Below are 24,825 nucleotides of genomic sequence, written 5' to 3'. Positions count from 1 at the left end.
GATGCGCCATCAGGCCTGGGGGAAACCGGCCTCCCGCAGGCGGGTGCCCCAGATTCCCGACTTGCCCGGGGCGATGATCCCGTTCGGGTCAAGGGTGTCCTTGATCGTCTCGTTGAAACGCCGCAGCGCGTGGTCGTTGAAACCGAACTGGTCGGCCGCGAGATCCATAAAGGACAGGTGCGCCCGGTATTCGCCGTAGCCGCGCTTGCCGGCCTCGGCGACCATCCGCTTGGCCAGGGCATACGCCTTGGCGACCTGCTCAGGGTTCTTCGTGTCGAAGGGGATCACGTTGATGAACGTGGTCGACCTGGCGTTGATCGGGAGCATGCCACCGAGGAAATCAAGGCCCACCTCGGCGCACATCTCGGCCATCAGCTTCTGCGCGGCGATCGCGTGCTGGGCCGTGAGCGGGATGACCGGCGAGAAGTCGACGTGGCCGCCCTCCTCGCCGCCTGACCATCCGGCCATCTTGTAGAGATCCTGACTCGGCACCCCAATCTGCACCCGCTCGTGCGGGTTGGGCAGCGTCTCCCAGGCGTCTGCCCCGTGCTTCTGGCCCATGATATCCACGCTCGGAATCTGCAGGAAGCGCGCCTTGAGCTTCTCGAAGTTGTGGTCGACCACCGGTTCGTCGCCGTAGAGGGCGAAGCGCATCATCCAGCGGCCCAGTCCCATCTCCTTGGCGATCTTGTCGATGATCTCCTCCGGCATCGGGCCCTCACCGGTGTACCACTCGGCGCGTGTGGTGAGCATCGAGGCCATGCACAGGGTGTTCGACAGCTGCGGGCGCATGTCGATGGTGCCGGCCAGCATGAGCTCGCGCAGCGCATCGACCACGGCGGGCATCTGCGCCTCATCCCAGACGCGCAGCCACAGCGGCATGTATAGCTCTGGCTTCGGCATCAGCCAGTAGCCCATCTTCGTGACAATGCCGTAGTTCGACTGCATGAACATTTCGGTCGACGTCGGACCGAGGCCGCGCTTGTACAGCGGCCAGGTCGGGTTGTTATCCATTGCACCCGAGCCGGTGCGCATGAGGTCGCCGTTCGGGAGCACCACCTCGAAGCCGCAATGTGAGGCTTGGTCGATCGAGTACGGCATGTAGGTGAGCCCGTGCTCGAGCGTGTTCGAGACGACGCCTCCCCAGCCGATGTCCACAATGGAGGCGACGAGGTTGTGTCCGCCGGCCTTAATCGCTTCGTGCAGGTCGTACCAGCTCACGCCAGGCTCCACTATCGCGTAGCCGAGCTCCTCGTTGATCTCCAGGACGCGGTTCATGTTCCGGAACGAGAGCATCACCGAGCCGCGCACCTGGGGCGCGGCTCCCCCGTAGCCGTTGTTCTTGCCGCGGCTGATGGGCCACAAAGGGATGCGATACTCGTTGGCGATCCGAACGACTGCCTGGACGTCCTCTGTACTCGTTGGGCTGACGACTGCGGACGGGAGATTCGTGGCGGAGCCGGGAACCTGGAAGGGATCCTGGAAATCTTCCAGCGACTCGGCGTCGCTTGCGACCTTGTCTTCGCCAATCGCGGCGGCGAACGCCGCGAGTGCCTTTTCGAGGTCGAACTCGGTGACGCCGGGTGGAAGCGGGCGCGTCGACGTATCGGGGGTGATACTCATCATTCATCATCTCCTTTGATGCGGTGTGTCGTGCGTAACACGTGCTGCTCATCCTGCGCCACCTGATGCCGGGGTGGGGAGATTTCGGACCCATGGTGCAGTCCGTGCACAGAAGTGTGCACGAACTGCACCATCACCCCGCTCCGGCCTCCGGTCCCCTGCGCGCTGTGGTTCCATGGGCTCACTACATCGGACGAGATGAATGGAGAAGGAACCATGGCTGGTGGTCGTCTGGAAGGAAAAGTCGTTCTGCTGACAGGCATCGGGGGCGGAATGGGCCGGGTTACCGCCCGGCTATTCGCCCGCGAGGGCGCCACGGTCGTCGGTTGCGACCTCCATGCCGACGGAGCCGCAGAGACGGTCCGCCTGGTGGAAGCCGACGGAGGCGCGATCGAATCAAGCGCACCGATGGACCTGGGCAACCGGGAAAACATCGATCGCTGGGTCGGCGGCGCAATCGAACGCCATGGCCGCATCGACGTCCTCTACAACAACGCCAGCATGCCGAAATTCGCGCCGTTCGCACAGATGAGCGACGAGGATTACCGGTTCACCATCCAGAACGAGCTGGACCTGGTGTGGCATGCCAGCCAAAGCGCCTGGCCGCACCTTGCCGCCGTCGGCGGTGCGATCGTGAACATCGGTTCTGGAGCCGGGATCCTGGGTGCCCGGGCCCTGCCGCAGGCCGCCCATGCTGCCGCGAAAGGGGCCGTCATCGCTCTCACTCGGCAGCTCGCGGCCGAGGGTGTCGCCGTCGGCGTTCGCGTCAATTGCGTAAGTCCTGGTGTCATGGCGACGCCGCCGGTACTCGCGATGTTTGAGGAATTCGGCGAGAACGCACCGGTCGCCCCGATTATAGAGCGCACGATTGACTGCAAGCCCGGGGACCCACTCGCCGTCGCGTATGCAGGCCTCTACCTCGCCTCCGAGGAAGCGAAATGGGTCACGGGATCCCACCTGGTGGTAGACGGCGGAGCCAGCGCGATGATGTAGATCCGAGCGAGGCCGAAAGGGTCGTCATCGGCCAATCCGCGTCGCTGGCTCGATTCCGGAGGCAGTTTTGCGTGCCCGGCGGCGACGGAAACAACGGTAGGAATGGCAATTTTGCCTCCGAAGCTCCTCGAGCTCACGTCTCTGCGCCGTGCCTCCCGCATCGGAGGGGCGGGCACGAAGTTTGACCAGGAGTGTCATTGTGGCGGCACAGTCCACAGGGCCGCAACCTGCAGACAGTCATCGGACTCAGTTGGGAGTGCCGAATGGACGAGCCAACTGTGCACGTCCGCTACTTGAGAAGAGTCATGTAGCCGCAGCCTCACCCTGCCATGAAGAGTCAAGAACACAGATCCACCAGCCGACCCAAGGGAGGAGTCACCGGCCACAGCAATCGCCCACCAACAAAAATAGGCCCCCAAAGGGGCCCATCAGTGAACAGTTTGTACACATTCAGCGGCCCACAAGCCCCTGAACAGGGAAAACACGTGCCCGAGGTGGGACTCGAACTACATTCCAGCCCTAGCAAACACTGGGAACTCCCGGAAACATGCGGAATCCGGCCCGATCCGGCACCAGTACGAACCGATCCGAAGCCCAAAGTGTGTACTTTGTACACACCCCAAATTGGCCAATTCCACGGATCAGGACGAAGCCTCACCCTAGCTCCTTCGACCGCGGGGAGAGCCCGCTTATGGCCGATATCGAGTCGCGTCAAGGCTAGGCCGCCGGCTGAAATTCGAGTTCAGCCCAGTCGACCCGGACGGGTCGGGAGCCAAGGGCGGCGGATATCCGGCCCGCCACTTGTCTCGCGGGATTCGATTATCTAGTGCGATTTTCTCTCGTTCACCCAGAAGATCCGACAGGGCGCCGACAACCCTCCGCACGCTGCTTGACACTCCAACCCAACGCGGGATATGTCCTATCTCACATCTACTTACGCGCGTTAGTAACGCGCATCAGTAGATTTAGCTAGACTCTCATCCAAAGTTCAGCCCGTATTACTAGACATCGGACGGTCAATGAAGACGAACCCTCGGCAGGCCAAAGTGACAATGCAGGATGTCGCGAACCATGTCGGAGTCTCTCGGACGACGGTTTCCTTTGTCCTAAACGGCGGAACGGGAAACGGAATTCCACAAGAAACCCGTGACCGCGTCCACCGGGCCGTGACCGAACTGGGCTACCGCCCGAACGCTGGAGCCCGAGCGCTGGCAGCCAAACACACCAAGCTCTACGGGCTGATCACGGAAATTGTTACGGCGCCTTATGCCGCCGACATCGTCCGAGGCGCCGAGGAACAGGCCGCGCGGGAGGGTAAAACACTACTGATCGCCAGCACCGACGGCAGCAGTGACGCCGACCGGCAGGCAATCGAAACGATGCTCGAGCACCGTGTCGAGGGTCTGATCTATGCAACAAGCTGGCATAGGGGCGTCCGGCTGCCGGCTGTCGCAGACGAGGTGCCGACGGTCCTGGTTCACTGCTTTGACGAAGCGGCCACCCTCCATTCCGTCATTCCTGACGAGGCTCAGGGCGGCTACGCCGCCACTATGAGGCTCATCGGGGCCGGACACGACCGGATAGGGCTCATCAACCTTGATCCCGTAATTCCAGCAGCCATCGGCCGCCGGGCCGGTTACATCCGCGCTCTGGACCAGGCAGGTATGGGCCTGGATGAGAAGTTGATCATCAACGAGGACGGCGAGGCAGACCAGGGCTACCGTGCGGCATCCTCCCTCCTTGACAGCGCGGTGCCGCCTACGGCCATCTTCTGCGCCACTGACCGTATGGCCATGGGCGCATACGACGCCATCAAAGAACGAGGGTTTCGTATTGGGGAAGATATCTCCGTGGTTGGCTTCGACAACCAGGAAGTTATCGCCAGCTACCTGCGACCCAGCCTGACGACTGTCGCACTGCCATTCCGGCAAATGGGGGCAACCGGCGTCGCGCTGCTGGCCAAACTGGCAGCGAACCGCGATCTAACACCGCTCCAACACATTGTCGAATGCCCTCTGGTGGAGCGTACATCCGTGCGCCTGCCCCTCCTGACGTCCACCACCCGCTAACCCCATCTCCCTTTCACTGACGAAACGAGCTCCCTCATGCCCAAAATCAACCCCAAAAGATCACTGACCGTTGTTGCAGCCACACTTGCGATCGGCGCCCTGACTCTCACCGGATGCAGCGCCGGAAACACAGCTGGAAGCACAGCAAACGGCGGAAGCGCCTCCAGCGGGCTCCTGACCATCCCCCGGGAGGACACCGCAACGTTCACCAGCAACTTCAACCCGTTCTCCCCGAAGGCGCTGCCTATGACGCAGCAGTCGGTCTTCGAGCCACTGCTGATCGTCAACCCCGTCAAGGGCGAACCCGTGCCCTGGCTCGGCGCTTCGTGGAAGGCAGACGAAGACGGCAAGGGAGCGACGTTCACCCTCCGCGACGGGGTCAAATGGTCGGACGGACGGCCACTGACGGCCGATGACGTGGTGTACACCTTTGAGCTCCAGAAAAAGATCCAAGGCGGGTTCGACTACTTGGCCAAGGTCTCAGCCGTAGATGCGCACACTGTACGCTTCGATTTCAACAAGCCCTACGCGCCCGGACTTTACGAAGTCGGCCAGCAGGTCATCGCCCCTAAGCATGTCTGGTCCCAGATCGCGGACCCGGCAAAAGCCACTAACGACAATCCGGTCGGCACGGGTCCTTACACGCAGGTCTCCCATTTCCAGGCACAGTCATTCGAGCTCGATAAGAATCCCAACTACTGGCAGCCGGAAAAGCAGCAGCTGACCGGCATCAGGATGCTGGCCTTCGCCGGCAACTCCGGTGCCAACCTCGCCCTGCAGAATGGCGATGTGGATTGGAGCGACCAGTTCATCCCCAACGTCCAGAAAACCTTTATCGACAAGGATCCGGCCCACCGCCACTTCTGGTACCCCACCATAGGTGGCACCATCAACTGGCAGCTCAACACCACCAAGGCTCCCTTTAACGATTCCGTCGTCCGCAAAGCACTCAGCATGGCCGTGGACCGCGATCAGGTGACCGGCCTGGGCATGGCGGGCTACACCCATCCGGCCGACTGCACCGGCCTCAGCGACGCCTACAATAGCTGGCGCGACCAGAGCATCGTCGACAAATGTGACTGGACCAAGCTGAACGTGGACAAAGCCAACCAGATGCTCGATGACGCCGGTTACAAAAAGGGAGCCGACGGCATCCGCACCCTCAAGGACGGCAAACCGTTCCAGTTCAAGTTCTCTGTCGGCTCGGCATCTTCGGACTGGCTCTCCGTCGGCCAGATCATCTCCAAGAACATGGAAAAACTCGGCGTTAAGGTCGAAGTCAGCTCCCCTGACTGGTCCCAGGTCGTCTCCTCCTACACCGACGGATCCTTCGACAGCGGCATCGTCTGGAGTAGTGCCGGCGCGTCCCCGTACGAGTTCTACCGCGGCGTAATGTCCCAGAAGGTGGTTGTACCGGCAGGGCAAAAGGCGAACGAAAACTACCACCGCTTTGGCGACGCGGAAGCGACCGCAACCCTGGACAAGATGGCGGCAACGGCAGACCCGGCAGCACAGAAGACCCTCGTCGGCACCCTGGAGGCCCGCTTCAACGACGCGGCCCCGGTGATCCCGCTGTTTTCCGGCCCGGCGTGGGGCGCCTACACCGACCAGCGATTCACGGGCTGGCCCAGCAGCGATAACCCGTATGCGACCCTTTCGGTCCGCTCCGCCACCACCGTGCTGGTTCTGACCTCGCTCAAGCCGGCGCAGTAGCCATCTCGTGGCTGTCCGGGGCAACCGGCCCCGGACAGCCACCAAGTCCGCCGCACATGCGGCCCCCGCACCGTTACCACCTGCCGGACCCGGACCGATCCCCGGGCGGCGCAACAATCATCAAGAAAGAAGCGGAATCATGGTATTCCTCCTCCGCCGTCTGGGGTTCTACGTCATCGCCTTCTGGGCCTGCATCACCCTGAATTTCTTCCTCCCCAGGCTGATGCCCGGGGACCCTGTCAGTCGAATGTTCTCCCAGGTACAGTCCCAGATGCGCCCCGACCAGGTGGATGCGCTCCGGCGGCTCTTCGGCCTGGACGACCGGCCGCTATGGGAGCAGTATCTGGCGTACATCGGCAACATCTTCCGCGGGGACATGGGCATCTCGCTCTCCCGGTTCCCCACCCCCGTTTCGGAAGTGATCGCATCACAAATCGGATGGACCCTCCTGCTCGGCGGCACCGCCCTGGTTATTGCCGTCATTCTGGGCAATCTCCTCGGCGTTCTGGCAGCATGGCGGCGCGGAAAGTTCCTGGATTCCGTCTTTCCCCCGCTGCTGATTTTCGTCGGATCATTTCCCTACTTCTGGCTGGCCATGGCCGCTCTATATCTGTTCGGGATAACCCTCGGGTGGCTGCCTCTGAACCATGCCTTCTCCACAGGCCTCAACCCGTCGTTTTCCCTCGAATACATCGGCGACGTAGCCGCGCATCTCGTCCTCCCGGCCCTGACCATCGTTCTGGTCTCCATCGGCGGGTGGATGCTGGGGATGCGTAACACGATGATCGCCACCACCGCCGAGGACTACATCACGATGGCCCGGGCCAAGGGACTCCGCCCGGCACGGATCATGTTCCAGTACGCGGCCCGCAACGCCATGCTGCCTTCGGTGACGTCGTTCGGCATGTCCCTTGGCTTCGTCGTCGGCGGCGCTCTCCTTACCGAAACCGTGTTCGCGTACCCGGGCATTGGCTACCAGCTTCTGACCTCTGTCCAGGCGCTGGACTACCCGCTGACCCAAGGCATCTTCCTCACCATTACCGCAGCCGTGCTGGCAGCTAACTTCCTGGTCGACATCATTTACGTACGACTGGACCCCCGGGTCCGGGTCAGCTAGAAACAGGTCCCCATGTCACTTACAGACTCAACACCCACCACGATCACCACGGCCGGCAACCCCACCGTTCAACTACCTGAACCCCCCGCCCCCGGGCGCCTGGTTCATGGAGGATTCGTCCACGGCATCCTCACGAACAAGAAGGCCCTCTTCGGACTGGCCATCCTAGTGATATTTGCCCTCTTGGCACTGCTGGCGCCTCTCCTGGCACCGGGTAACCCCTCCGACTTCGGCTCCGAAGCATCTCTGGCGCCATCCGCGGACCACCTCCTCGGAACCACCTCCAAAGGCCAGGACGTGCTCGCCCTCACCCTGTGGGGATCGCGAAGCTCCCTGGCGGTCGGATTCACCGTAGGCCTGGCGGCGACCTTCATCGGCTGTCTCGTCGGCATAGCCTCCGCGTATTTCGGCAAAGCCATCGACGAACTGCTCTCGCTGTTGACCAATGTATTTCTGCTCATCCCCGGGCTACCGCTTCTGGTGGTTCTCGCCGCATTTCTGCCGCCGGGACCCGTCACCGTCGTCACTGTGCTGGTCATCACGGGCTGGGCAGGTAGCGCCCGGGTGCTCCGCTCCCAAGCTCTGTCCCTGCGCAGCAAGGACTTTGTCGCTTCGGCCGTCGTGACCGGTGAGAAAGCGTGGCGCATCATGTTCCGGGAAATCTTGCCCAACATGGCCTCCATCGTGATGAGCACCCTGCTGGGCTGCGTCATCTACGGCATCGGGGCCCAGGCGGGCCTTGAGTTCCTGGGGCTCGGCGATACCGGGTCCGTCAGCTGGGGAACCAACCTCTATTGGGCCAACAACGACGGTGCGCTCATGACCGGCGACTGGTGGGTGCTCCTGCCCTCCGGTGTCGCCATCGCCGTCGTCGCATTTGCCCTGGCCATGATCAACTACGCCGTTGATGAAATTACCAACCCTCGCCTGCGCGTGGAAAAGAAAGGCTGACAGATGGAAACCCTGACTGAACGGGACCGGGGAAACATCGGCCGTGCCGCCGTCGGCCCCGTGCTGAGTGTGAAGAACCTGCAGGTTCAATACACGGCGGAAAGCGGAAACGTCACCGCCGTGGATGGTGTCAGCTTCGACATCGGCGCCGGAGAAGTGTTCGGGCTCGCCGGTGAATCAGGTTGCGGCAAGTCGACCATCGCAAACGCGATCATGCGTCTCCTGCAGACCCCGGCAAAAATCACGGGCGGTTCCATCGAGCTCGCTGGAAGGAATCTCCTGGACCTGGGCGAGGAAGAACTGCGACGCACCCGCTGGCGCGACGTCTCCATGGTCTTCCAAAGCGCGATGAACTCCCTGAACCCCGTCATGACAATCGGAGATCAGATCGTCGATGTCTTCACCACCCACGAAAAGATGCCCAAGAAAGCCGCCCGCGAACGCGCCGCAGAGCTTCTGAAACTTGTCGACATCAGCCCCGACCGGCTCAAGTCCTACCCGCACCAGCTCTCCGGCGGAATGCGCCAGCGGGCAGTGATCGCGATAGCACTGGCACTTAATCCCTCCCTCCTCATCATGGATGAACCCACCACTGCCCTGGACGTGGTCGTTCAGCAGGAAATCATGCACCAGATCAAAGAACTTCAGCAGCGGCTGGGTTTTTCCATTCTGTTCATCACCCACGACATCTCGCTCATGGTCGAGCTCTCCCACCGCATGGCTGTGATGTATGCAGGAAAGCTGGTCGAAGTGGCTCCCTCGAAGCAAATGCTGGACAACCCTCTCCACCCCTACACGAACGCCCTGATGGGAGCGTTTCCTCCGCTGACCGGACCGAGAGTGGAGTTGATAGGTATCCCGGACGCCCCGCCGAACATGGCCCATCCCCCCACCGGATGCAGCTTCCACCCCCGGTGCCCGCTTGCTATCGACTCCTGCCGCACCATCGAACCGCCGCTTCTTCCCGGAGCCGAAAACCACGAGGCAGCCTGTCTGCTCGTACCCGGATATGTCGTCCCCCGCGAAAGGTCACGCCGATGAGCCCCGCACACAGCACCTCGTCCCGCCCAGGAACGGCGACCGAGCCACTGGTTCAGGTACGCAACCTGAGCAAGGACTATCAGCTTGGAAGTTTCCCGTTCCGTTCGACGGTACGTGCGGTCAACGACGTCTCCTTTGACATCAACCGCGGCGAGATTGTGGCACTCGTCGGGGAATCCGGCAGCGGAAAGAGCACCATCGCCCGGATCCTTGCCCGCCTCGAGCAGCCCACAGGTGGCCAGCTCATCCTCGACGGACAAGACATTTTTTCCACCGAACGCCGCCGGGCGTCGATGAAGTACCGCAGCAAGGTCCAAATGGTCTTCCAGGATCCCTTCGGATCCCTCAACCCGGCGCACCGCATCGAGCACTTCCTGACGCGTCCCCTGCAGCTGCACGGAGAAAACGACAGCCCGCGGGCCCTCAAACTCAAGTTGCGTGAACTAATGGCAACAGTCGGTCTGGGCGAGCAGATGCTGGACCGATACCCCCATCAGCTGTCCGGCGGACAGCGGCAGCGCGTCGCCATCGCCAGAGCCCTGGCCGTGGAACCCGAAATCATACTGGCCGACGAACCCACCTCGATGCTCGACGTCTCGGTCCGCATCGGAATTCTCAATCTGATGCGCAAACTCCGCGATGAACGGGGCGTGTCCATGCTCTACATCACCCACGACCTCGCATCCGCACGCTACATCGCAGACACAACCATGGTGATGTGCGCCGGGGACCTGGTCGAGGGTGGCGAGAGCATCGAGCTGATGGCCGCCCCCCATCACCCGTACACACAATTGCTGCTCTCCGCCGTACCCGACGCCCGCAGAACCCAGACCGTTCGCCCACCGAAGAGGGACGCCACAGGGCGGAACGCTGCCCGGGGCACCGGCGAGCGGGTCACCCTGACCAAATCCCATTGGGCGCTGAAAGTGCCGGAATCCGCCCACTGACGGCCCCAAATCCGCCGTCCGAGAGGCCGCTTTACCCGCGGAATCAGACCCGCACAGCTCCATTGGCTGCCGAAAACCAGAAAGAATCCCATGATGAACCCCTCTGCTGCACTGTCCGCCCTACCCGAGGTGGTCGTTGTCGGCGAAGCACTTGTCGATGTGGTCCACACGGGGAACGGCGTCACCGAGCACCCGGGGGGCTCCCCCGCCAACGTGGCCTACCGACTCGCCCGTCTCGATGTTTCAGCGTCCCATCCGTGGCAACCGTTGTCGCGGACACCATCGGGGCAGGAGATGCCTACATGGCGGCCCTCATCCTGGGGCTTCTGACCAGAGGACGCGAGGGCCTGGCTCCGCCCGTTCTCGAACAGATCGCCCGCATGGCATCCATGGCAGCCGCCATTACGGTGGGCCGTCCAGGGGCGGACCTGCCCTCCTTGGCAGAAATGCGGGCCCCGGTCAGCTGACCACCACTTTCCGTCTCCAACACCGCGGCCAATCTGACGATCACGTCAGATCCTGGCCCTTTCCTTGCCCCATCCCGAAATTGAAACGAGTGCACCTCCCATGACGGCTGTGACCACCACACACCCGGAAGCCTTCCGGCCCGCCCTGCATTACACGGCCCGAAACACCTGGCTCAATGATCCCAACGGACTGATCTACCATCAGGGCCTCTACCACCTCTACTACCAAAACAACCCCTTCGGAAACACCTGGGGAAACATGTCCTGGGGCCACGCCACGTCGGAGAACCTCACCGACTGGACCGAACAGCCTGTCGCGATTGCCTGCGACGAGCAGGAGGACATCTTCTCCGGCAGCATCGTGTTCGACAGCCAAAACTGCAGCGGGTTCGGCACCGAATCGGCGCCCCCGCTGGTGGCCATTTACACCAGCGCCTACAAGGAAGCCTCGCCGCTGCACGGCGTCCAGGCCCAGTCGCTGGCCTACAGTCTGGATGGCGGCTTCACCTGGAAAAAATACGCGGGCAATCCCGTGCTCAGTCGCAACTCGGCCAACTTCCGTGACCCCAAGGTTTTTCGCTATGACGGCGGGGCCGGCTCCTACTGGGTGATGGCGGCCGTCGAAGCCCACGACTACAAAGTAGTCCTCCACAAGTCCGATGACCTGAAAACCTGGGAACACCTTAGCGATTTCGGCCCCGTCAACGCCACAGGCGGAATCTGGGAATGCCCGGACTTGTTTGCTTTGCCGGTGGACGGCAATCCACTGGAGATGAAATGGGTTCTGACGGTGAATCTGAATCCCGGCGGCCCGAACGGCGGTTCAGCCGGGCAATACTTCACAGGAGACTTCGACGGCGTCCAATTCACCTCCGACTCCATCATCACCAGCGGGGAGCAGGACCCCGACCGCCTTCAGGAGTACAACTGGCTGGACTGGGGACGGGACTATTATGCCGCCGTCTCCTTCAGTGACGCCCCCGACGGCAGGCGGATCATGATCGGCTGGATGAACAACTGGGACTATGCCAATCAGATCCCGACTTCACCCTGGCGGAGCCCCATGTCTCTGCCCCGGGAACTCTCCCTGGCCACAGTTGGCGGCCGCACCAGATTAGTCCAGAACGTCGTAGAGGAAGCCGTATGCAGCGATCAGGAGCCGGCTGTTCAGGACGGCCCCGTCCATCTGGCCGGGGAAACACGCCCGATCCCAGCCGCCACGGGCACGGTTCAGCTCATTGAAGCCGAGTTCACGGCCGGGACGGCCGAAGAATTCGGCCTCGTCGTTCGCGGGAGCGGCACGGAAGGAACCCGAATCGGCATCAACCCCGCCCAGGGCCGCCTCATCCTCGACCGGACGGCCTCTGGTGACACCGGCTTCCACGGTGGATTCGCCTCCGTCGACACCGCCCCCATCAGCGCCCGGGACGGCCGATACAGCCTGAAGATCTACGTCGACCACTGCTCCGTCGAGGTCTTCGCCCAACACGGCGAACTGGTGCTTACGGACCTGATCTTCCCGGACGAAACAAGCACCCGAGTTTCCATCTACGCCCACGGCGGCTCCGCCACATTCGAGAGCCTGAGGATCACGCCCCTGGTATAGGCCGGCGTCCCACACGACGCAGCCGCACACTGCAATACGGCCGCAGCAAACCAGATATGAAAGGCACCAGCATGGAATACCGCAAACTTGGTTCATCCGGGATGTACATCAGCGAACTGGCCTACGGAAACTGGGTCACCCACGGTGAGCAGATCGACCAGGACGCCGCCACGGCCTGCGTCCGGCAGGCCCTGGATCTGGGCATCACCACTTTCGACACCGCCGACGCCTACGCCGGCACCCGGGCAGAAAACACGCTCGGTGAAGCGCTAGCCGGTGTGCGGCGCGAAAGCGTCGAGATCTTCACCAAGGTCTACTTCCCCACCGGCGAGGGCCGGAACGACCGCGGGCTGTCCCGCAAGCACATCATGGAATCCATCAACGGCTCCCTGAAGCGGCTGCAGACCGACTACGTGGACCTCTACCAGGCCCACCGCTACGACTACGAGACGCCGCTGGAAGAGACCATGCAGGCCTTCGCCGACGTCGTCAGGCAAGGAAAAGCCCTGTACATCGGCGTCTCCGAATGGACCGTGGACGAAATCCGCGCCGGCGCCGCCCTCGCCCGGGAACTGGGCATCCACCTCATCTCCAACCAGCCCCAGTACTCCCTGCTCTGGCGGGTCATCGAAAAAGAAGTCGTCCCCACCTGCGAGGAGCTGGGCCTGGGACAGATCTGCTGGTCACCCATGGCCCAGGGCGTCCTGACCGGAAAATACGTCCCCGGCCAAGAAGCCCCGGCAGCATCCCGCTTCACAGGCGGGAACGGCAAGCTCAAGTCAGACAACCGCTACCTGACCGACGACATCCTCACCCGAGTCCAGCAGCTCAAACCGCTCGCCGCGGACGCCGGCCTGTCCATGCCCGCACTCGCCGTCGCCTGGGTACTGCAAAACCCCAACGTCTCAGCAGCCATCGTCGGAGCCTCACGCCCGGACCAGCTCAAAGACACCGCAACCGCAGCCGGAGTGAAACTGGACCCCGCCCTGCTGGCACAGGTCGACCACATCCTGGACCCCGTCATTGAACGGGACCCCGCAAAAGTGGAGTCTTTCACAGCCCGCCCATGACCGCGCGGGTAGCAAATGGCGTGCGCCTCTGGGAGCACGTCATCGACGAGCGAGACGTAGAAGTTGAGCTTGCCAGCGTATTCGGGCTGGAACTTGCCGTCCTGAGCTCAACGACGACGTAGCCCGTTAACCGCATCAACAATGCAATTCACAGCTGATGCTCGGCACCGCTCCCCGTCAGGAACGGGGCATTTTGTGCAGACACTGTCTGCACAATCGTTCTGCTCAACTGTTCTGCCGGCCTGGCAAAGGTAACTGAGCCTGTCACTACCGGAGTCTGTGAGTCCGTCCTGCGGCCGATAGCGAATACTACGCCATGGACGGGCTGATCGTTACTGGTAATTACGCAGCCTCTCCCCTGCCACGCATTGCTCGACGAAAGGTCCATTATCGGCATTGCACGAACGCCATTGAATCCGTCAACGCCCCCTACCGGCGCGCGATCCGGGCCAGGGGCCATTTCCCCATCGAGCAGGCGGCCTTGAAGTGCCTGTATCTGGCGACCAGGGCGCTGGACCCGAAGGGCAAAGGCAGGGCACGATGGGCCACACGGTGGAAGCCGGCACTGAACGCCTTTGCCATCTTCTTCGAAGGAAGAATCAATTGAATGCCAACCGCGGATCCACCGTTAAACGGACACTCCCGGCGTCCCCACTTTTAGGGCTTGTTGCTGTTGGGCAGGTCCCGTTCCACTGTTACTCCGTAGGGAACGTCAGCGCTGAGGTTCACTGTGTAATTGTCAGGTCCGTGGCGGGTGACGAGAATGCCCTGCCATCCTTCAGTCATCGAGTGGTCACGGGCCATCTCTACAGCCGTGTTGATACTGTCTGCGATTTCCGTCGGGGATAGGCCTGTGATGTGGAAGTAGCGGTCGGCCTCGATCGTGGTGATCATTGGACTCCTGATTTGCTCTTTATATCGTCTTTGATTTGATGCTCATGATGTGGGCACGTAGCGAATCGGCTCTTGGGGACGAAGAAATGGTTTTCAGTGATGGCCGACTCGCCCGATCGGATTGCTCGTGACCGGGGGTTTGCCCCCGAACTTGCACTGCATCCCGGGTTGCGGTTCGCGGCCCGGGATGCAGTGGGTTGTCACTCGGAACGGTACGGACTTTGGAGAGCACCCCATCGTGACAAGGGAACGGTGGCAAATGAAGCTGACAAGGTCCCGCTTCTTGAGATCGCGTACGCCACACACAGGGACGGGCCTGGAGGCTGGTGTCCGGGCCCGTCCTTATGGCTCCTCGGGGTTTTAGATTTCGGTGCGCGGCGCCTGGGTGGCATTCTGCTTGGCTGACCGCGTGTCGTCAGTGTTTGGGTGCTGAGCCTCCTTGGTGGGTTCGTCCGGCTGGCCGTCGCGGTCGTGGAGACGCATCTCTGGTGGTTCCTTGCGGAATCCTTTAGTGAGGAAGGTTAGATAAACAACGCCCAGACCGATCCAGCAGAGGCCGATGGTGATGGCGATGGGACTGAGCTGGGTTAGAAGGTAGATGTCGACGGCGGCGCCCAGTATTGGTAGGACGATGAAGCCAATGACCGAAAGCTTTTTGCCTTGCCGGCGGTTTCGAATGAAGTAGGCGATGACGCAGAGGTTGACGGCTGTGAATGCCAGGAAGGCCCCGAAATTGATGAAGGAGGTTGCGGTTTCCAAGGAGATGTTCAGTGCCAGCATGGCCACGGCACCGACGAGGACCAGGTTGAAGATGGGCGTTTTGGTTCGGGGGTGGAGGCGTCCGAAGAGCCTGCGGGGTAGGACTCCGTCGCGGCCCATGACGTAGAGGAGTCGGCTGGTGCTGGCCTGGATGGCGAGGCCCGATGCGAACCCGCCGATGATGAAGAGCATGTTGGTGATGTTGGCGTAGAACTGCCCGCCGACGAGGACCTGCATGGAGTATGCTGCGGTCGCTGCGTGCTCGAAGTCTCCGCCTGGGTGAACGAGCTGCATGATGTAGGAGACCACGACGAAGATTATTCCGCCGACGAGGACGGTCAGGAGGATCGCGCGGGGAATGTTGCGCTGGGCGTTTTTGGTTTCTTCGCTGAGTGTGCTGACGGCGTCGAATCCCAGGAAGGCGTAGGCCGCGATAGCGGCTGCGGCAGCGACGCCGCCGACCGTCGTGGCATTGTTCCAGAAGGGGTCTGTGAACGACGCGGGTGGGTTTCCGCCGAGGTAGGCCAGGCAGTAGGCGATGAAGATCCCGATGAGGGTAACAACCAGAAGGGTCAGCGTTTTATTGACACGGTCAGCGAGCACGATGCCCGTGGCGTTGATGATCGTTGTCAGTCCTGCGTTGAGAGCGAGCCAGGCCCAGACGGGGATGCCGGGAAACTGCGCTGCAAGGTAGAACGATTGGAACAGCCAGGCCACGGTGGGAAGGAAGAGGTAGTCGAGGAGGATTGCCCACCCGACGAGGAAACCGACACGGGAATCGAGGAGCCGTCGTGCATACACGTAGGCCGATCCCGAGTTCGGAAAGATCTTTGCCATTTTCGCGTAGCTCAGGGCCGTCAGCAGCATCGCGACGGTGGCGAGGGCGAATGCTGTCGGGGCTGTTCCGTCGCTGGTGGAGGAGATGATACCGAAGATCGTCATTACGATTCCCGGAGCCATATAGGCCAAGCCGAACACGACGACCGACAGCAGGGACAGCTTGGGGGTAAGTTTAATGTTCTCAGCGGACATGGGGAGTTCCTTGGGCTGGGGCAGTGCTGAGGTTGGTCAGGGTTGACTGGGCGTTGGTCTGCCGCCACAGGCGGGGATCAAGCTGGCCGGCGTAGAGCGGCAATGGAATTGCGTCGTCGTTTTCAGCGAACTGGTCCCAGGGGCGGGTGACGCCCGCTGTGCCATATTGGCGGACGTTCCCTACTTGGTCCAGGTCGATGACATCGACCAATGTCGCGTCTTCGGGCCCGGTTGCCGAAATTCGCACGCGGCCTTCAGGGTCAACCAGAAGACTACGTCCGACCCCGTGGGGGCCCGCGGCGTTCACACTGGCGACGAAGTTCTGGTTCACGATTGCGTTGGCCTGGCTGATAACAACTTCCTGCACACGATCGTTGGTCGGGGTCTGGACAACATTGAGGACGAGTTCTGCCCCCATCCAGGCCAGGTGCCTGCTGTGTTCGGGGAACCAGGCGTCGTAGCAAATCGACAACCCGACGCGGCCGTAGCCGGTCATGTCGAAAACCACGAAGTCCTTACCGGAACAAACGGTCTCATAGGGCTTCCAGGGAAAGATCTTTCGGTACGCGGCTACTGCTTTTCCTTGTGGAGAGTAGACAACGGCGGTGTTGTAGATATGCCCGTCCGTACCACGTTCAAGCACGCTGCCAGGCAAAAGCCAGATCCCAAGGTCTCCTGCGAGCTCAGCAAGGGTACGGCCGCGTGGGCCATCAAGAGGTTCTGCCGAGGCGTCCATGTAGGCCTGCCGGTCCACAAACCCGGCAGAATCTACCGTGTTCAAGTGAAGCTCCGGGTAAACGAAAAGGTCGGCGACGGCATGCGCTTTGACCCTTCGCTCGAGACCAGCAGCAAAATCAGTCAAGGTCTCGGCGGGTGATTGCACAAGAGCCAGAGGGAGAAGTCGAGTCATGACGGTAGCATTCCTAGCGTGGGAGATTTCATTAACTAAAGATTAATTAAAGAATAATTAACGAACCTGGGTGTGTCAAGGGTCACTTCGAGGCCAGTGTGAAAGCATGGTGAGCATGGCAAGACCACGGAATCAGACAGCCCGCCGGGATCAACTCGTAGCAGCAGCAGGACGAGTCCTGCTGGACAGAGGGTCATCAGCGGCCCGCCTTTCCGACATTGCCAACGAAGCGGGCGTCACCCCGGCTGCGGTGCTGTACTACTACCGGGACGTCGACGAGCTCTTCAGCGAGGTCTTCCATCAAGGAGTTACGGAGTACTGTGACCGCCGGGAGGCCCGCATCCAAGCCGAAAGAGACCCTGAAGCGCAACTGAGGGCCTGCATCCACTCGGGCGTACCTTGGCCCGGGGAAAGCGAAACCGCTTCCCGGATCCTCGTGGAACTCATCCCAGTTTATCTGCGCAACGAGGCAGCCGCTCGGCAGCAGATGGCGTTCGTGGAGCGTCAAACGAACCTTTACAAAGGGATCCTGGAACGAGGCGCGCAGGAGGATGCCTTCACCCTCTCAGCGCCAGCCGGATTCTTGGCCCGGAGCTTCGTAGCCCTCGAGGACGGCCTCGTTATGGATGTACTCCTCGGCGACCTGACGCCGGAAGACGAGTACGAATTCCTGATCAGCTACGCGACGAACATGGTCAAAGCCAAGACCGGCAACAACTTGCAGCTCAGCTGACTCCCCGAGCAACAGCGGACACACGCAAGTTGACGGGCGCCACTCATCGGGCGCGCACCCCGGTGCGTCGGTATGCTCCGGCGATGCAGTCCTCGAAGGTCGTTGACCCCAAAGGATGTCGCGGTATCCGGACCGACGTGGGCCCAGATCCGCGAATCGCTGGGGATCACAAAACAGGCCGCCCACGGCTTCTACCGCCGGAAGATCGAAGAACAGGAGAAGTACCTGCCGAGTTTCACGACGCGGCAGCTGCGCGTGCGGTCCTGAAAGAAGTCCAGGAAGACTAGCCAGGCTCTCGCACCCAGCCTCCTGCGCGCGAAGAGTGCCTGGTTCGATCACTCCCCCAGTTCGCGATAGGTCCGGTATCGGCATTTTCCAGGGAGCGGAAGTAGCTTCGAGAGCTCCTGTCGATGGCCACTGCCCCTGGAGCCACGCCCCGCGAATCCCGTGAGCCCTTAGCAATCAGGGTTCGGGGGCCGGTCAACCACCAGGGCCGAGAGTTGAGGATTGCATCCCTTCTATATTCGAGCGGCGGGGTACAGCTCCGAGGTGAAACGTGAAAGGTTCTGCAGGCACTCCCTTATGGCAGGCGCGGCGAAATGCAGCGGATTCCAGACGCCGAAGAGAGTGAACACGAGGTCCTTTCCCCGATGAGTGATGGGCATAGCGTGCACCCCAAAACTCGGATCATCCGAGAGTACGCAGATGCCTTTGCCGGCGGCTGCCAAGGCTTGGCCGATCCGGGCGGAGCGTACTTCAAATCCGGTCGTGTAGGTCAGGCGCTCAGTGCTAACAGCATCGTCGAACATTGTGCGGACACCAAAATCGGCTGTCATGGTTATGAGAGGCCATTGGACGAGTTCCTGGAGGCTGATTTTCTCCCTCCCGGCAAGGGGGTGTTTGGCGTTGCACTGGGCCCAAAGGAACGCCCTGCCAACTACAACCGATTTGAGCTCGGATGGTGGTGGCTTTGTTCCCAGAGCTAAGTCAGCCTTACCCTCCTGCAGCGCATGGTAGACAAACTCGGGGGTCGCCTCGACAACATTGGTCAGGACTCCATCGGGCCCCTGCGAAACAATGAAAGGGGCGATGATGTCGGCGATGGTGGCAGAGGCTGCCGCTATCGTAAGCCGTTGCACCGAACCTCCGGCCATCGCCCGTGCGGATGATTTGGCCTGGGCGGCGCGGGTGACCAGGTCCTTGGCGATGGGCAGAAACGCAGTGCCCGCCGCGGTCAGCGACAATTTTGCTCCTGATCTATCGAAGAGGGTGAGTCCCAGGTCCTGCTCCAAGGAGCGAAGCTGCCGGGATAAGGATGGTTGGGCCACCCTCAAAGAGCGTGACGCAGCATTGATTGATCCTTCATCAACGATGCTCAGGAAATATGTCAGGTGCCTCAAGTCCACTATGCCTCCAAGGTATGAGTTTTACTCATCATAGGCATTTCCCAGGCATAGTCGCGCTTAGTTAGACTCGTCACACTTTCCTCCCTTCTTCAAGGAGTCTCTGTTGGCACTCTCATTTCCACACCCGGCTCGGACTGTGCTTGTCACGGCCACAGCCGCCGTCGTTGCCCTTAGCGCGGCGGGATGCAGTCCTGCCGCACCCAAAGCTTCTTCCGGCCCCGACGTTTTCTCTGTGGCCGCATCTGCAGCCATTACTACGTGGGATCCGGTTCGTTCGTTTTCCACCGAAGCCCTCTACATGGGCAACATATACGAACCCCTGCTTTGGAAGAACCCTGCAGGTTCCGCAGAAGCGTATTCCCCGGCAATAGCCGAGTCCTGGAGCGCCAGTGCCGACGGAAAATCCTGGACATTCAAGATCCGCTCCGGAGCCACCTTCCACGACGGCGAGCCGATCAATGCCGCGGCGGTCAAAGCCAGCATCGACGCTGCCAGGGACCATGCAGCCGCATCCTTCATCTGGGCACCGGTGGAGAGCGTTACCGCCCCGGACGACTCCACTGTCACGCTGCAGCTGAAGTACGCTGCGCCGATGGACCTCGTCGCCTCCTCGACCTACGGCGCCTGGATCGTTGCCCCGAAGGCCCTGGCCGCATCCGCCAAGAATGACAAGTACTTCGAGGCCGGAATCGACGCGGGCTCCGGCCCCTACACCATCGACTCCTACAAGCCCGGCTCTAAGGTCGTGCTGAAGAAGTACGACGGCTACTGGAACAAAAAGGCTGCATCGCACGTCGACTTTGTCGACATCTCTATCACCCCGGATGCAGTCACGGCCCAGCAGATGCTGACCGCAGGTGAGGTGGACTACGCGACCAACATTCCCTTGGAAAACGTCAAGACCCTGGCCAGCGATCCGAAGTTCACGGTGAAAGACTTCAACTCACCGTTCAACTTCCTGGCCATGTTTAACACGAGCCGCGCACCACTCAACGACCCGGAGGTCCGCCGCGCGCTCAGCTACGCGATTCCGTACAAAGAGATCATTGACATCGGCGGGCAGGGCTACGGCACGCAGTCCCACGGCCCTGCTCCCAGCGGCATCTTCCCCTACAGCCAGGACGTCCCGCAGTACTCCCAGGACTTGGAAAAGGCCAAGCAACTATTGGCCTCAGCTGGTCATGCCGACGGCATGAACCTCAAACTCACCTACGCCTCCGAGAATCCCGCGGAAGCACGGTTCGTGCCGCTGATCAAGGACGCCTTCGCCAAAATCGGTGTGAAGCTGGACGTGAAAGCCGAACTTTTCAACCAGCAATGGGACAGCGCAAAGGCTGATCCTCAGAGCGCCCAGGACATCTTTGTACTTAACTACTGGCCGACTTACAGCGACGCCGGCAGCGACAATCTCACGACGCTGTTCCATTCCAGCGAAAAGCCATCCTTCAACCTGAGCTATTGGAAGTCCCCGGAGTACGACAATTTGGTTGACAAGGCGGCAACCTTGACGGGAACGGACAGGGACGCAGCCCAGGGCATTTATAAGGAAGCCATGGACCTCCTCTATAGGGAAGCACCTGCCGCATTCCTCTACGATGCGCGCACAGTCTCAGTCGTTCCGGCCGGGTTGGAAGTTCCCCCCTACAACGAAAATTACCCGTTCACGGCCTTCTTCGCCCCCATCAAACGCGCCGCCTAAACGATACGACGCAGGCAGGGGCCCGGGCTGCACCAACAAAGCCCGGGCCCTTGCCCTGCCCGCCCATCCCGCCACACCAATCAAGAAAAGGAGAACCATGTTGCGTTTCGTCGCCCGGCGGCTCATCACCTCGGTGCTGGTTCTCGCCGTGCTTACCGCGATCGTCTTCATCCTTGCCCGCATCGTTCCCAGCGACCCGGCCGTCATCTACGCCGGCCCGAAGGCGCCCCCAGCCGAGCTGGACAGGGTCCGGGAGCACCTCGGCTTTAACCGTCCGATCCTCGAACAGTACTTCGACTACGTCGCAAAGCTGATCACCGGGGACTGGGGCCAGTCTCTGGCCACAAAACGCCCCGTGTTGGATGAGCTGTTCACCCGCCTCCCAGCCACATTGGAACTCATCGGGTTTGCCATGGTTCTTGCTGTTTCGGCAGGGGTCATCTTGGGCGTTGTTGCCTCCCGCCGTCCCGGCGGATTCATCGACGGAGCAATCCGTTTCCTCTCCATCGGAGGGATTTCCGTGCCCGCCTTCTGGCTCGGACTGCTCCTTCAACTGTTGTTCGTTGGGGGGCTGGGCATACTTCCGGCCACTGGGCAATTCAGCAACTCCATCAAATACTCCAACCCCATCTCTCACGTGACCGGGCTTCCCCTGTTAGACAGCATGATCACCGGCAACGGCGTGGCCTTCACCGATGGGTTGCAGCACGTGATACTGCCGGCCCTCACCTTGGCCGCATATCCCCTCGGACTCGTTGCACGAATGACCAGGGCCGCCATGCTCGATGTCATGAACCAGGATTACATCTTCACCGCCAGGGCCTACGGTCTGAGGGAGACCGCCATCCGTTGGCGCCTGGCCCTGAAAAATGCTCTACCACCAGTCCTGTCTATCGCCGGAATGGCTGCCGCCTACGCCCTGACCGGAACATTCTTCGTCGAAGCTGTCTTCAACTGGCCAGGAATTGGGCAGTTCGCTACATCTTCCATGCTTGCAGTGGACTACCCAGCCATCATAGCAATTACGCTCATGGGCGCCACAGCATACCTGCTGGCCAACCTTCTGGTGGACATCCTGCAATCCCGAATCGACCCCAGAGTGAGCATGTCATGAGCCCCACGACCCAAATCTCCGCCCCGACCCGTTCCGGGCCGGCCGGAGAACAGGCCACCCTCAAACCGATCAAACTACTTAAACAGACCCTGGGCCGTGACCGTTTGGCCGCTGTTGGCGCGATGATCATAGTCCTTGTCGTAATCCTTGCTGTTTTTGGGCAATGGCTGGCACCTTTCCCTGATCAGGGCATGGGGGCGACCAATGCCTCCGACCGAAACCTCGCTCCCAACGCCTTGAACTGGCTCGGCACCGATCAACTCGGTCGTGACGTCCTCAGCCGCATCATCATGGGCGCGAACCCGGCGCTGACCATCTCTGCCGTCGTTGTCGCGGCCGCGGCCCTCATCGGCATTCCCCTCGGCGCTGTCGCCGGATATCGCGGTGGCTGGCTCGACGAAGCCTTGATGCGTGTGACCGAGGTCTTCCAGGCCTTCCCGCCTCTGCTCCTGGCCATGGTGACCGTTGCGATCCTTGGGCCCAGCCTCACCAACGCCGGCATCGCCTTGGCCATCAGCTGGTGGCCCTGGTATGCGCGCCTTGTACGAGCGGAAGCAAAATCCCTTCGGGAACGCTCCTATGTCGAAGCAGCCCGCGCCATGGGCATTCCGCAACTGCTCATCATCAGCCGCCATGTACTTCGCAACTGCATGACGCCCATCCTCGTCCAAGCCACCGTCGACATCGGCACTGTGATCCTGGCCGCCGGGTCCCTGGCATTCATCGGCCTTGGAACGCAACCGCCCCTGCCAGACTGGGGCCTGATGGTCGCCGAAGGGCGCGGGCTCATATTCAGTTCCTGGTGGATAGCCACCTTTCCGGGGCTGGCCATCTTTCTGGCCGTCCTGGGATTCAACCTCCTCGGAGATTCGCTGCGCGACCTCCTTGACCCCAGGCAGGTAAAGCGATGACACATGTACTTAGCATCCGCGACCTCAACGTCGAATTCACCGACCGGGGAAAGCTTACCAACCGCCCCGTCCGCGGGATAGACCTCGATGTTTCCGCCGGTGAAATCCTCGGCCTGGTGGGGGAAACGGGGTGCGGCAAGTCCCTGACAGGACTCGCAGCCTTGGGGATCCTTCCACGCGGTGCACGGCGCACGGGGCAAGTGACCATCGGCAACGATCCCTTACAGGCCTCGTCAGAACCAGGTGGCTCGGCGGCCATCGTATTCCAGAACCCCGGGACTGCCTTCAACCCCGTCTTCACGCTTGGCCGCCAACTCAGCGATGTCCTGGCCCGGCACCGGCATATCTCGAGGGCCGAAGGCAAAGCTGAAATCATACGTCACCTAAGCCTGGTCGGCCTTCCGGACCCTGAACGGGTCTACCGCAGCTATCCGCACCAATTGTCCGGCGGGATGCTGCAGCGGGCCATGATTGCCATGGCTCTGCTACGCCAGCCCCGGCTGTTGATCCTGGATGAGCCCACAACGGCTCTTGACGTTACTGTTGCCCGGCAAATTTTGGTCCTCATTGACGAACTCCGACACAAGTTCGGGTTCGGTGTGCTGCTCATCAGCCACAACCTTGGCATCATCCGCGATGTCTGTGACCGCGTGGCGGTCCTTTACGCAGGCAGGGTGATCGAAACCGGACCTGTGGAAGCGGTCATGAACAATCCACGCCACCCATATACCCGCGGCCTCTTGGGCGCCCTCCCAGCAGGGCGAACCCACGGCCAGCGACTGAACGCTATTTCTGGAACAGTGCCGGGAAACCTCCTATCCCTCACCGGGTGCGCCTTCAGAAACCGTTGCTCACATGCAGTCACCGACTGCTCGCTCACCGACCCGCTGCTCACCGAGACCGGGCCACACCAGGCAGTCGCCTGCCTCCAGGAAGGCGAACTATGACCAACGTTCTCACGCTCGAAAACATCGTCAAAACGTTCCCGCACCACAGACGAGTCTTCACCGCAGTCGACGACGTCTCCCTCAGCATCAAGGAAGGTACGGTCTACGGCCTTGTCGGAGAGTCCGGCTCCGGCAAAAGTACCCTCGCCCGCTGCGCCATGCAGCTGATGCGCCCAACATCCGGGCGAGCTGTCTTTGAAGGACATGACCTCGGCAAACTCGGACCCAAGGCACTGCGGACCATCCGTTCCCGGATGGGAATAGTACTTCAGAATCCAGTGGCATCATTGAATCCACGAATGACTATCGGCGCTTCAGTGGCAGAGCCCCTCCGGACCCACACTGCCCTGACAGGGCAGGCCCTCCAAGCAAGAATAAACAATCTGCTGGACGAGGTCGGGCTGGGAGCCGGGCACGCCCATCGGCTCCCGCACCAGCTCTCCGGAGGACAGTGCCAACGCGTCGGCATCGCACGCGCCCTGGCCACCTCTCCCCGTCTCCTGATCCTGGACGAACCCACCAGCGCCCTTGATGTTTCCGTCCAAGCCCAGATTCTGAACCTGCTCCAGGACCTGCAGCAACAAAAAGGGCTCACATATCTGCTCATCTCCCACGACCTGGACGTCGTCCGCTATCTCAGCGATGAGGTGGCTGTCATGAAGACCGGAAAGATCGTAGAAAGCGGACCAGCCGAACGGATCTTCACAGATCCACAGCACGACTACACCCGCAGACTCCTCGAGGCAGCCCCAGGGCGCGGCCGGCCCGAATTGGCAGACTCCCACGCCCTCCCCACCCTCACCACGCAAGGCAGCGACTAGAC

The 24,825-nt window shown here is 61.5% G+C and carries 21 protein-coding genes and 2 pseudogenes; 18 read left to right on the top strand and 5 right to left on the bottom strand.

The genetic code is table 11. The annotated features are described in order from the left end of the window. Window positions 1–9 precede the first annotated feature (9 nt). Entirely contained in the window at window positions 10–1,626 is a 1,617-nt protein-coding gene (locus AC1DDH_RS11570; RefSeq protein WP_476955461.1) for an FAD-binding oxidoreductase, read from the bottom strand. A 213-nt stretch (window positions 1,627–1,839) separates the two neighbouring features. On the opposite strand from AC1DDH_RS11570, the gene AC1DDH_RS11565 reads away from it, so the two are divergent. The 11 genes and pseudogenes from AC1DDH_RS11565 to AC1DDH_RS11515 form a co-directional block, all read left to right on the top strand. Further along, window positions 1,840–2,616 carry an SDR family NAD(P)-dependent oxidoreductase gene (locus tag AC1DDH_RS11565; RefSeq protein WP_476955460.1) on the top strand — a complete coding sequence of 259 codons (777 nt, stop codon included), beginning with the start codon at window positions 1,840–1,842 and terminating at the stop codon, window positions 2,614–2,616. Between the two features lie 1,019 nt (window positions 2,617–3,635). After that, the gene (locus AC1DDH_RS11560; protein ID WP_476860278.1) at window positions 3,636–4,685 is read left to right on the top strand and encodes a LacI family DNA-binding transcriptional regulator; all 1,050 of its coding nucleotides are present in this window, start codon (window positions 3,636–3,638) and stop codon (window positions 4,683–4,685) included. A 36-nt stretch (window positions 4,686–4,721) separates the two neighbouring features. Continuing rightward, the gene (locus AC1DDH_RS11555) at window positions 4,722–6,398 is read left to right on the top strand and encodes an ABC transporter substrate-binding protein (RefSeq protein ID WP_476948610.1); all 1,677 of its coding nucleotides are present in this window, start codon (window positions 4,722–4,724) and stop codon (window positions 6,396–6,398) included. A gap of 139 nt (window positions 6,399–6,537) precedes the next feature. After that, window positions 6,538–7,515 (top strand): ABC transporter permease, encoded by a 978-nt coding sequence (locus AC1DDH_RS11550; protein WP_364746433.1) that lies wholly within the window; start codon window positions 6,538–6,540, stop codon window positions 7,513–7,515. 12 nt (window positions 7,516–7,527) lie between these two features. Continuing rightward, entirely contained in the window at window positions 7,528–8,466 is a 939-nt protein-coding gene (locus tag AC1DDH_RS11545) for an ABC transporter permease (RefSeq protein WP_476858057.1), read from the top strand. Window positions 8,467–8,469: 3 nt separating this feature from the next. Beyond that, window positions 8,470–9,507, top strand: a complete 1,038-nt coding sequence (locus AC1DDH_RS11540) for an ABC transporter ATP-binding protein (RefSeq protein WP_476955459.1) — start codon at window positions 8,470–8,472, stop codon at window positions 9,505–9,507. After that, a complete protein-coding gene (locus tag AC1DDH_RS11535; protein ID WP_476860275.1) occupies window positions 9,504–10,454 on the top strand; it encodes an ATP-binding cassette domain-containing protein in 951 nt (316 codons plus the stop codon). The genes AC1DDH_RS11540 and AC1DDH_RS11535 overlap by 4 nt, the downstream gene beginning before the upstream one ends. A 245-nt stretch (window positions 10,455–10,699) precedes the next feature. Further along, window positions 10,700–10,921 (top strand): annotated as a pseudogene (locus tag AC1DDH_RS11530) (PfkB family carbohydrate kinase); the annotation flags it as partial. Window positions 10,922–11,021: 100 nt separating this feature from the next. After that, window positions 11,022–12,527, top strand: a complete 1,506-nt coding sequence (locus tag AC1DDH_RS11525) for a glycoside hydrolase family 32 protein (protein ID WP_476858054.1) — start codon at window positions 11,022–11,024, stop codon at window positions 12,525–12,527. A gap of 71 nt (window positions 12,528–12,598) precedes the next feature. Next, window positions 12,599–13,597 (top strand): aldo/keto reductase family protein, encoded by a 999-nt coding sequence (locus tag AC1DDH_RS11520; protein WP_476858053.1) that lies wholly within the window; start codon window positions 12,599–12,601, stop codon window positions 13,595–13,597. Window positions 13,598–13,997: 400 nt separating this feature from the next. Next, a pseudogene (locus tag AC1DDH_RS11515) lies at window positions 13,998–14,204 on the top strand (transposase); the annotation flags it as partial. Window positions 14,205–14,254: 50 nt separating this feature from the next. Here the strand turns inward: AC1DDH_RS11515 and AC1DDH_RS11510 are convergent. From AC1DDH_RS11510 to AC1DDH_RS11500, 3 genes are all read right to left on the bottom strand, one after another. After that, on the bottom strand, window positions 14,255–14,491 hold the full coding sequence (locus AC1DDH_RS11510) for a hypothetical protein (protein ID WP_230012749.1): 237 nt from the start codon (window positions 14,489–14,491) through the stop codon (window positions 14,255–14,257). 360 nt (window positions 14,492–14,851) lie between these two features. Then, the gene (locus AC1DDH_RS11505) at window positions 14,852–16,282 is read right to left on the bottom strand and encodes an APC family permease (RefSeq protein WP_476955458.1); all 1,431 of its coding nucleotides are present in this window, start codon (window positions 16,280–16,282) and stop codon (window positions 14,852–14,854) included. Further along, window positions 16,272–17,192 (bottom strand): carbon-nitrogen hydrolase family protein, encoded by a 921-nt coding sequence (locus AC1DDH_RS11500; protein WP_476858051.1) that lies wholly within the window; start codon window positions 17,190–17,192, stop codon window positions 16,272–16,274. Before AC1DDH_RS11500 ends, AC1DDH_RS11505 begins: the two co-directional genes overlap by 11 nt. Window positions 17,193–17,307: 115 nt before the next feature. On the opposite strand from AC1DDH_RS11500, the gene AC1DDH_RS11495 reads away from it, so the two are divergent. Further along, window positions 17,308–17,925 (top strand): TetR/AcrR family transcriptional regulator, encoded by a 618-nt coding sequence (locus AC1DDH_RS11495; RefSeq protein WP_476860271.1) that lies wholly within the window; start codon window positions 17,308–17,310, stop codon window positions 17,923–17,925. A 102-nt stretch (window positions 17,926–18,027) separates the two neighbouring features. Then, complete coding sequence (locus AC1DDH_RS11490; RefSeq protein ID WP_476858049.1) at window positions 18,028–18,192, top strand: hypothetical protein; 165 nt, start codon at window positions 18,028–18,030, stop codon at window positions 18,190–18,192. 251 nt (window positions 18,193–18,443) lie between these two features. On the opposite strand, the gene AC1DDH_RS11485 is transcribed toward AC1DDH_RS11490, so the two are convergent. Beyond that, entirely contained in the window at window positions 18,444–19,331 is an 888-nt protein-coding gene (locus AC1DDH_RS11485; RefSeq protein ID WP_476860270.1) for a LysR family transcriptional regulator, read from the bottom strand. Window positions 19,332–19,563: 232 nt separating this feature from the next. Between AC1DDH_RS11485 and AC1DDH_RS11480 the strand changes: the two genes are divergently transcribed. The 5 genes from AC1DDH_RS11480 (at window position 19,564) to AC1DDH_RS11460 (ending at window position 24,823) form a co-directional block, all read left to right on the top strand. After that, window positions 19,564–21,030 carry an ABC transporter substrate-binding protein gene (locus tag AC1DDH_RS11480; protein WP_476858047.1) on the top strand — a complete coding sequence of 489 codons (1,467 nt, stop codon included), beginning with the start codon at window positions 19,564–19,566 and terminating at the stop codon, window positions 21,028–21,030. Between the two features lie 97 nt (window positions 21,031–21,127). After that, window positions 21,128–22,144 carry an ABC transporter permease gene (locus AC1DDH_RS11475; protein WP_476858046.1) on the top strand — a complete coding sequence of 339 codons (1,017 nt, stop codon included), beginning with the start codon at window positions 21,128–21,130 and terminating at the stop codon, window positions 22,142–22,144. After that, a complete protein-coding gene (locus AC1DDH_RS11470; protein ID WP_476860268.1) occupies window positions 22,141–23,055 on the top strand; it encodes an ABC transporter permease in 915 nt (304 codons plus the stop codon). The genes AC1DDH_RS11475 and AC1DDH_RS11470 overlap by 4 nt, the downstream gene beginning before the upstream one ends. After that, on the top strand, window positions 23,052–24,002 hold the full coding sequence (locus tag AC1DDH_RS11465) for an ABC transporter ATP-binding protein (protein ID WP_476860267.1): 951 nt from the start codon (window positions 23,052–23,054) through the stop codon (window positions 24,000–24,002). The genes AC1DDH_RS11470 and AC1DDH_RS11465 overlap by 4 nt, the downstream gene beginning before the upstream one ends. After that, entirely contained in the window at window positions 23,999–24,823 is an 825-nt protein-coding gene (locus AC1DDH_RS11460) for an ABC transporter ATP-binding protein (RefSeq protein WP_476858043.1), read from the top strand. The genes AC1DDH_RS11465 and AC1DDH_RS11460 overlap by 4 nt, the downstream gene beginning before the upstream one ends. Window positions 24,824–24,825 lie beyond the last annotated feature (2 nt).

This window comes from Arthrobacter sp. 10T425, assembly GCF_056393985.1.
This window is presented reverse-complemented; position numbering and strand designations above follow the sequence as displayed.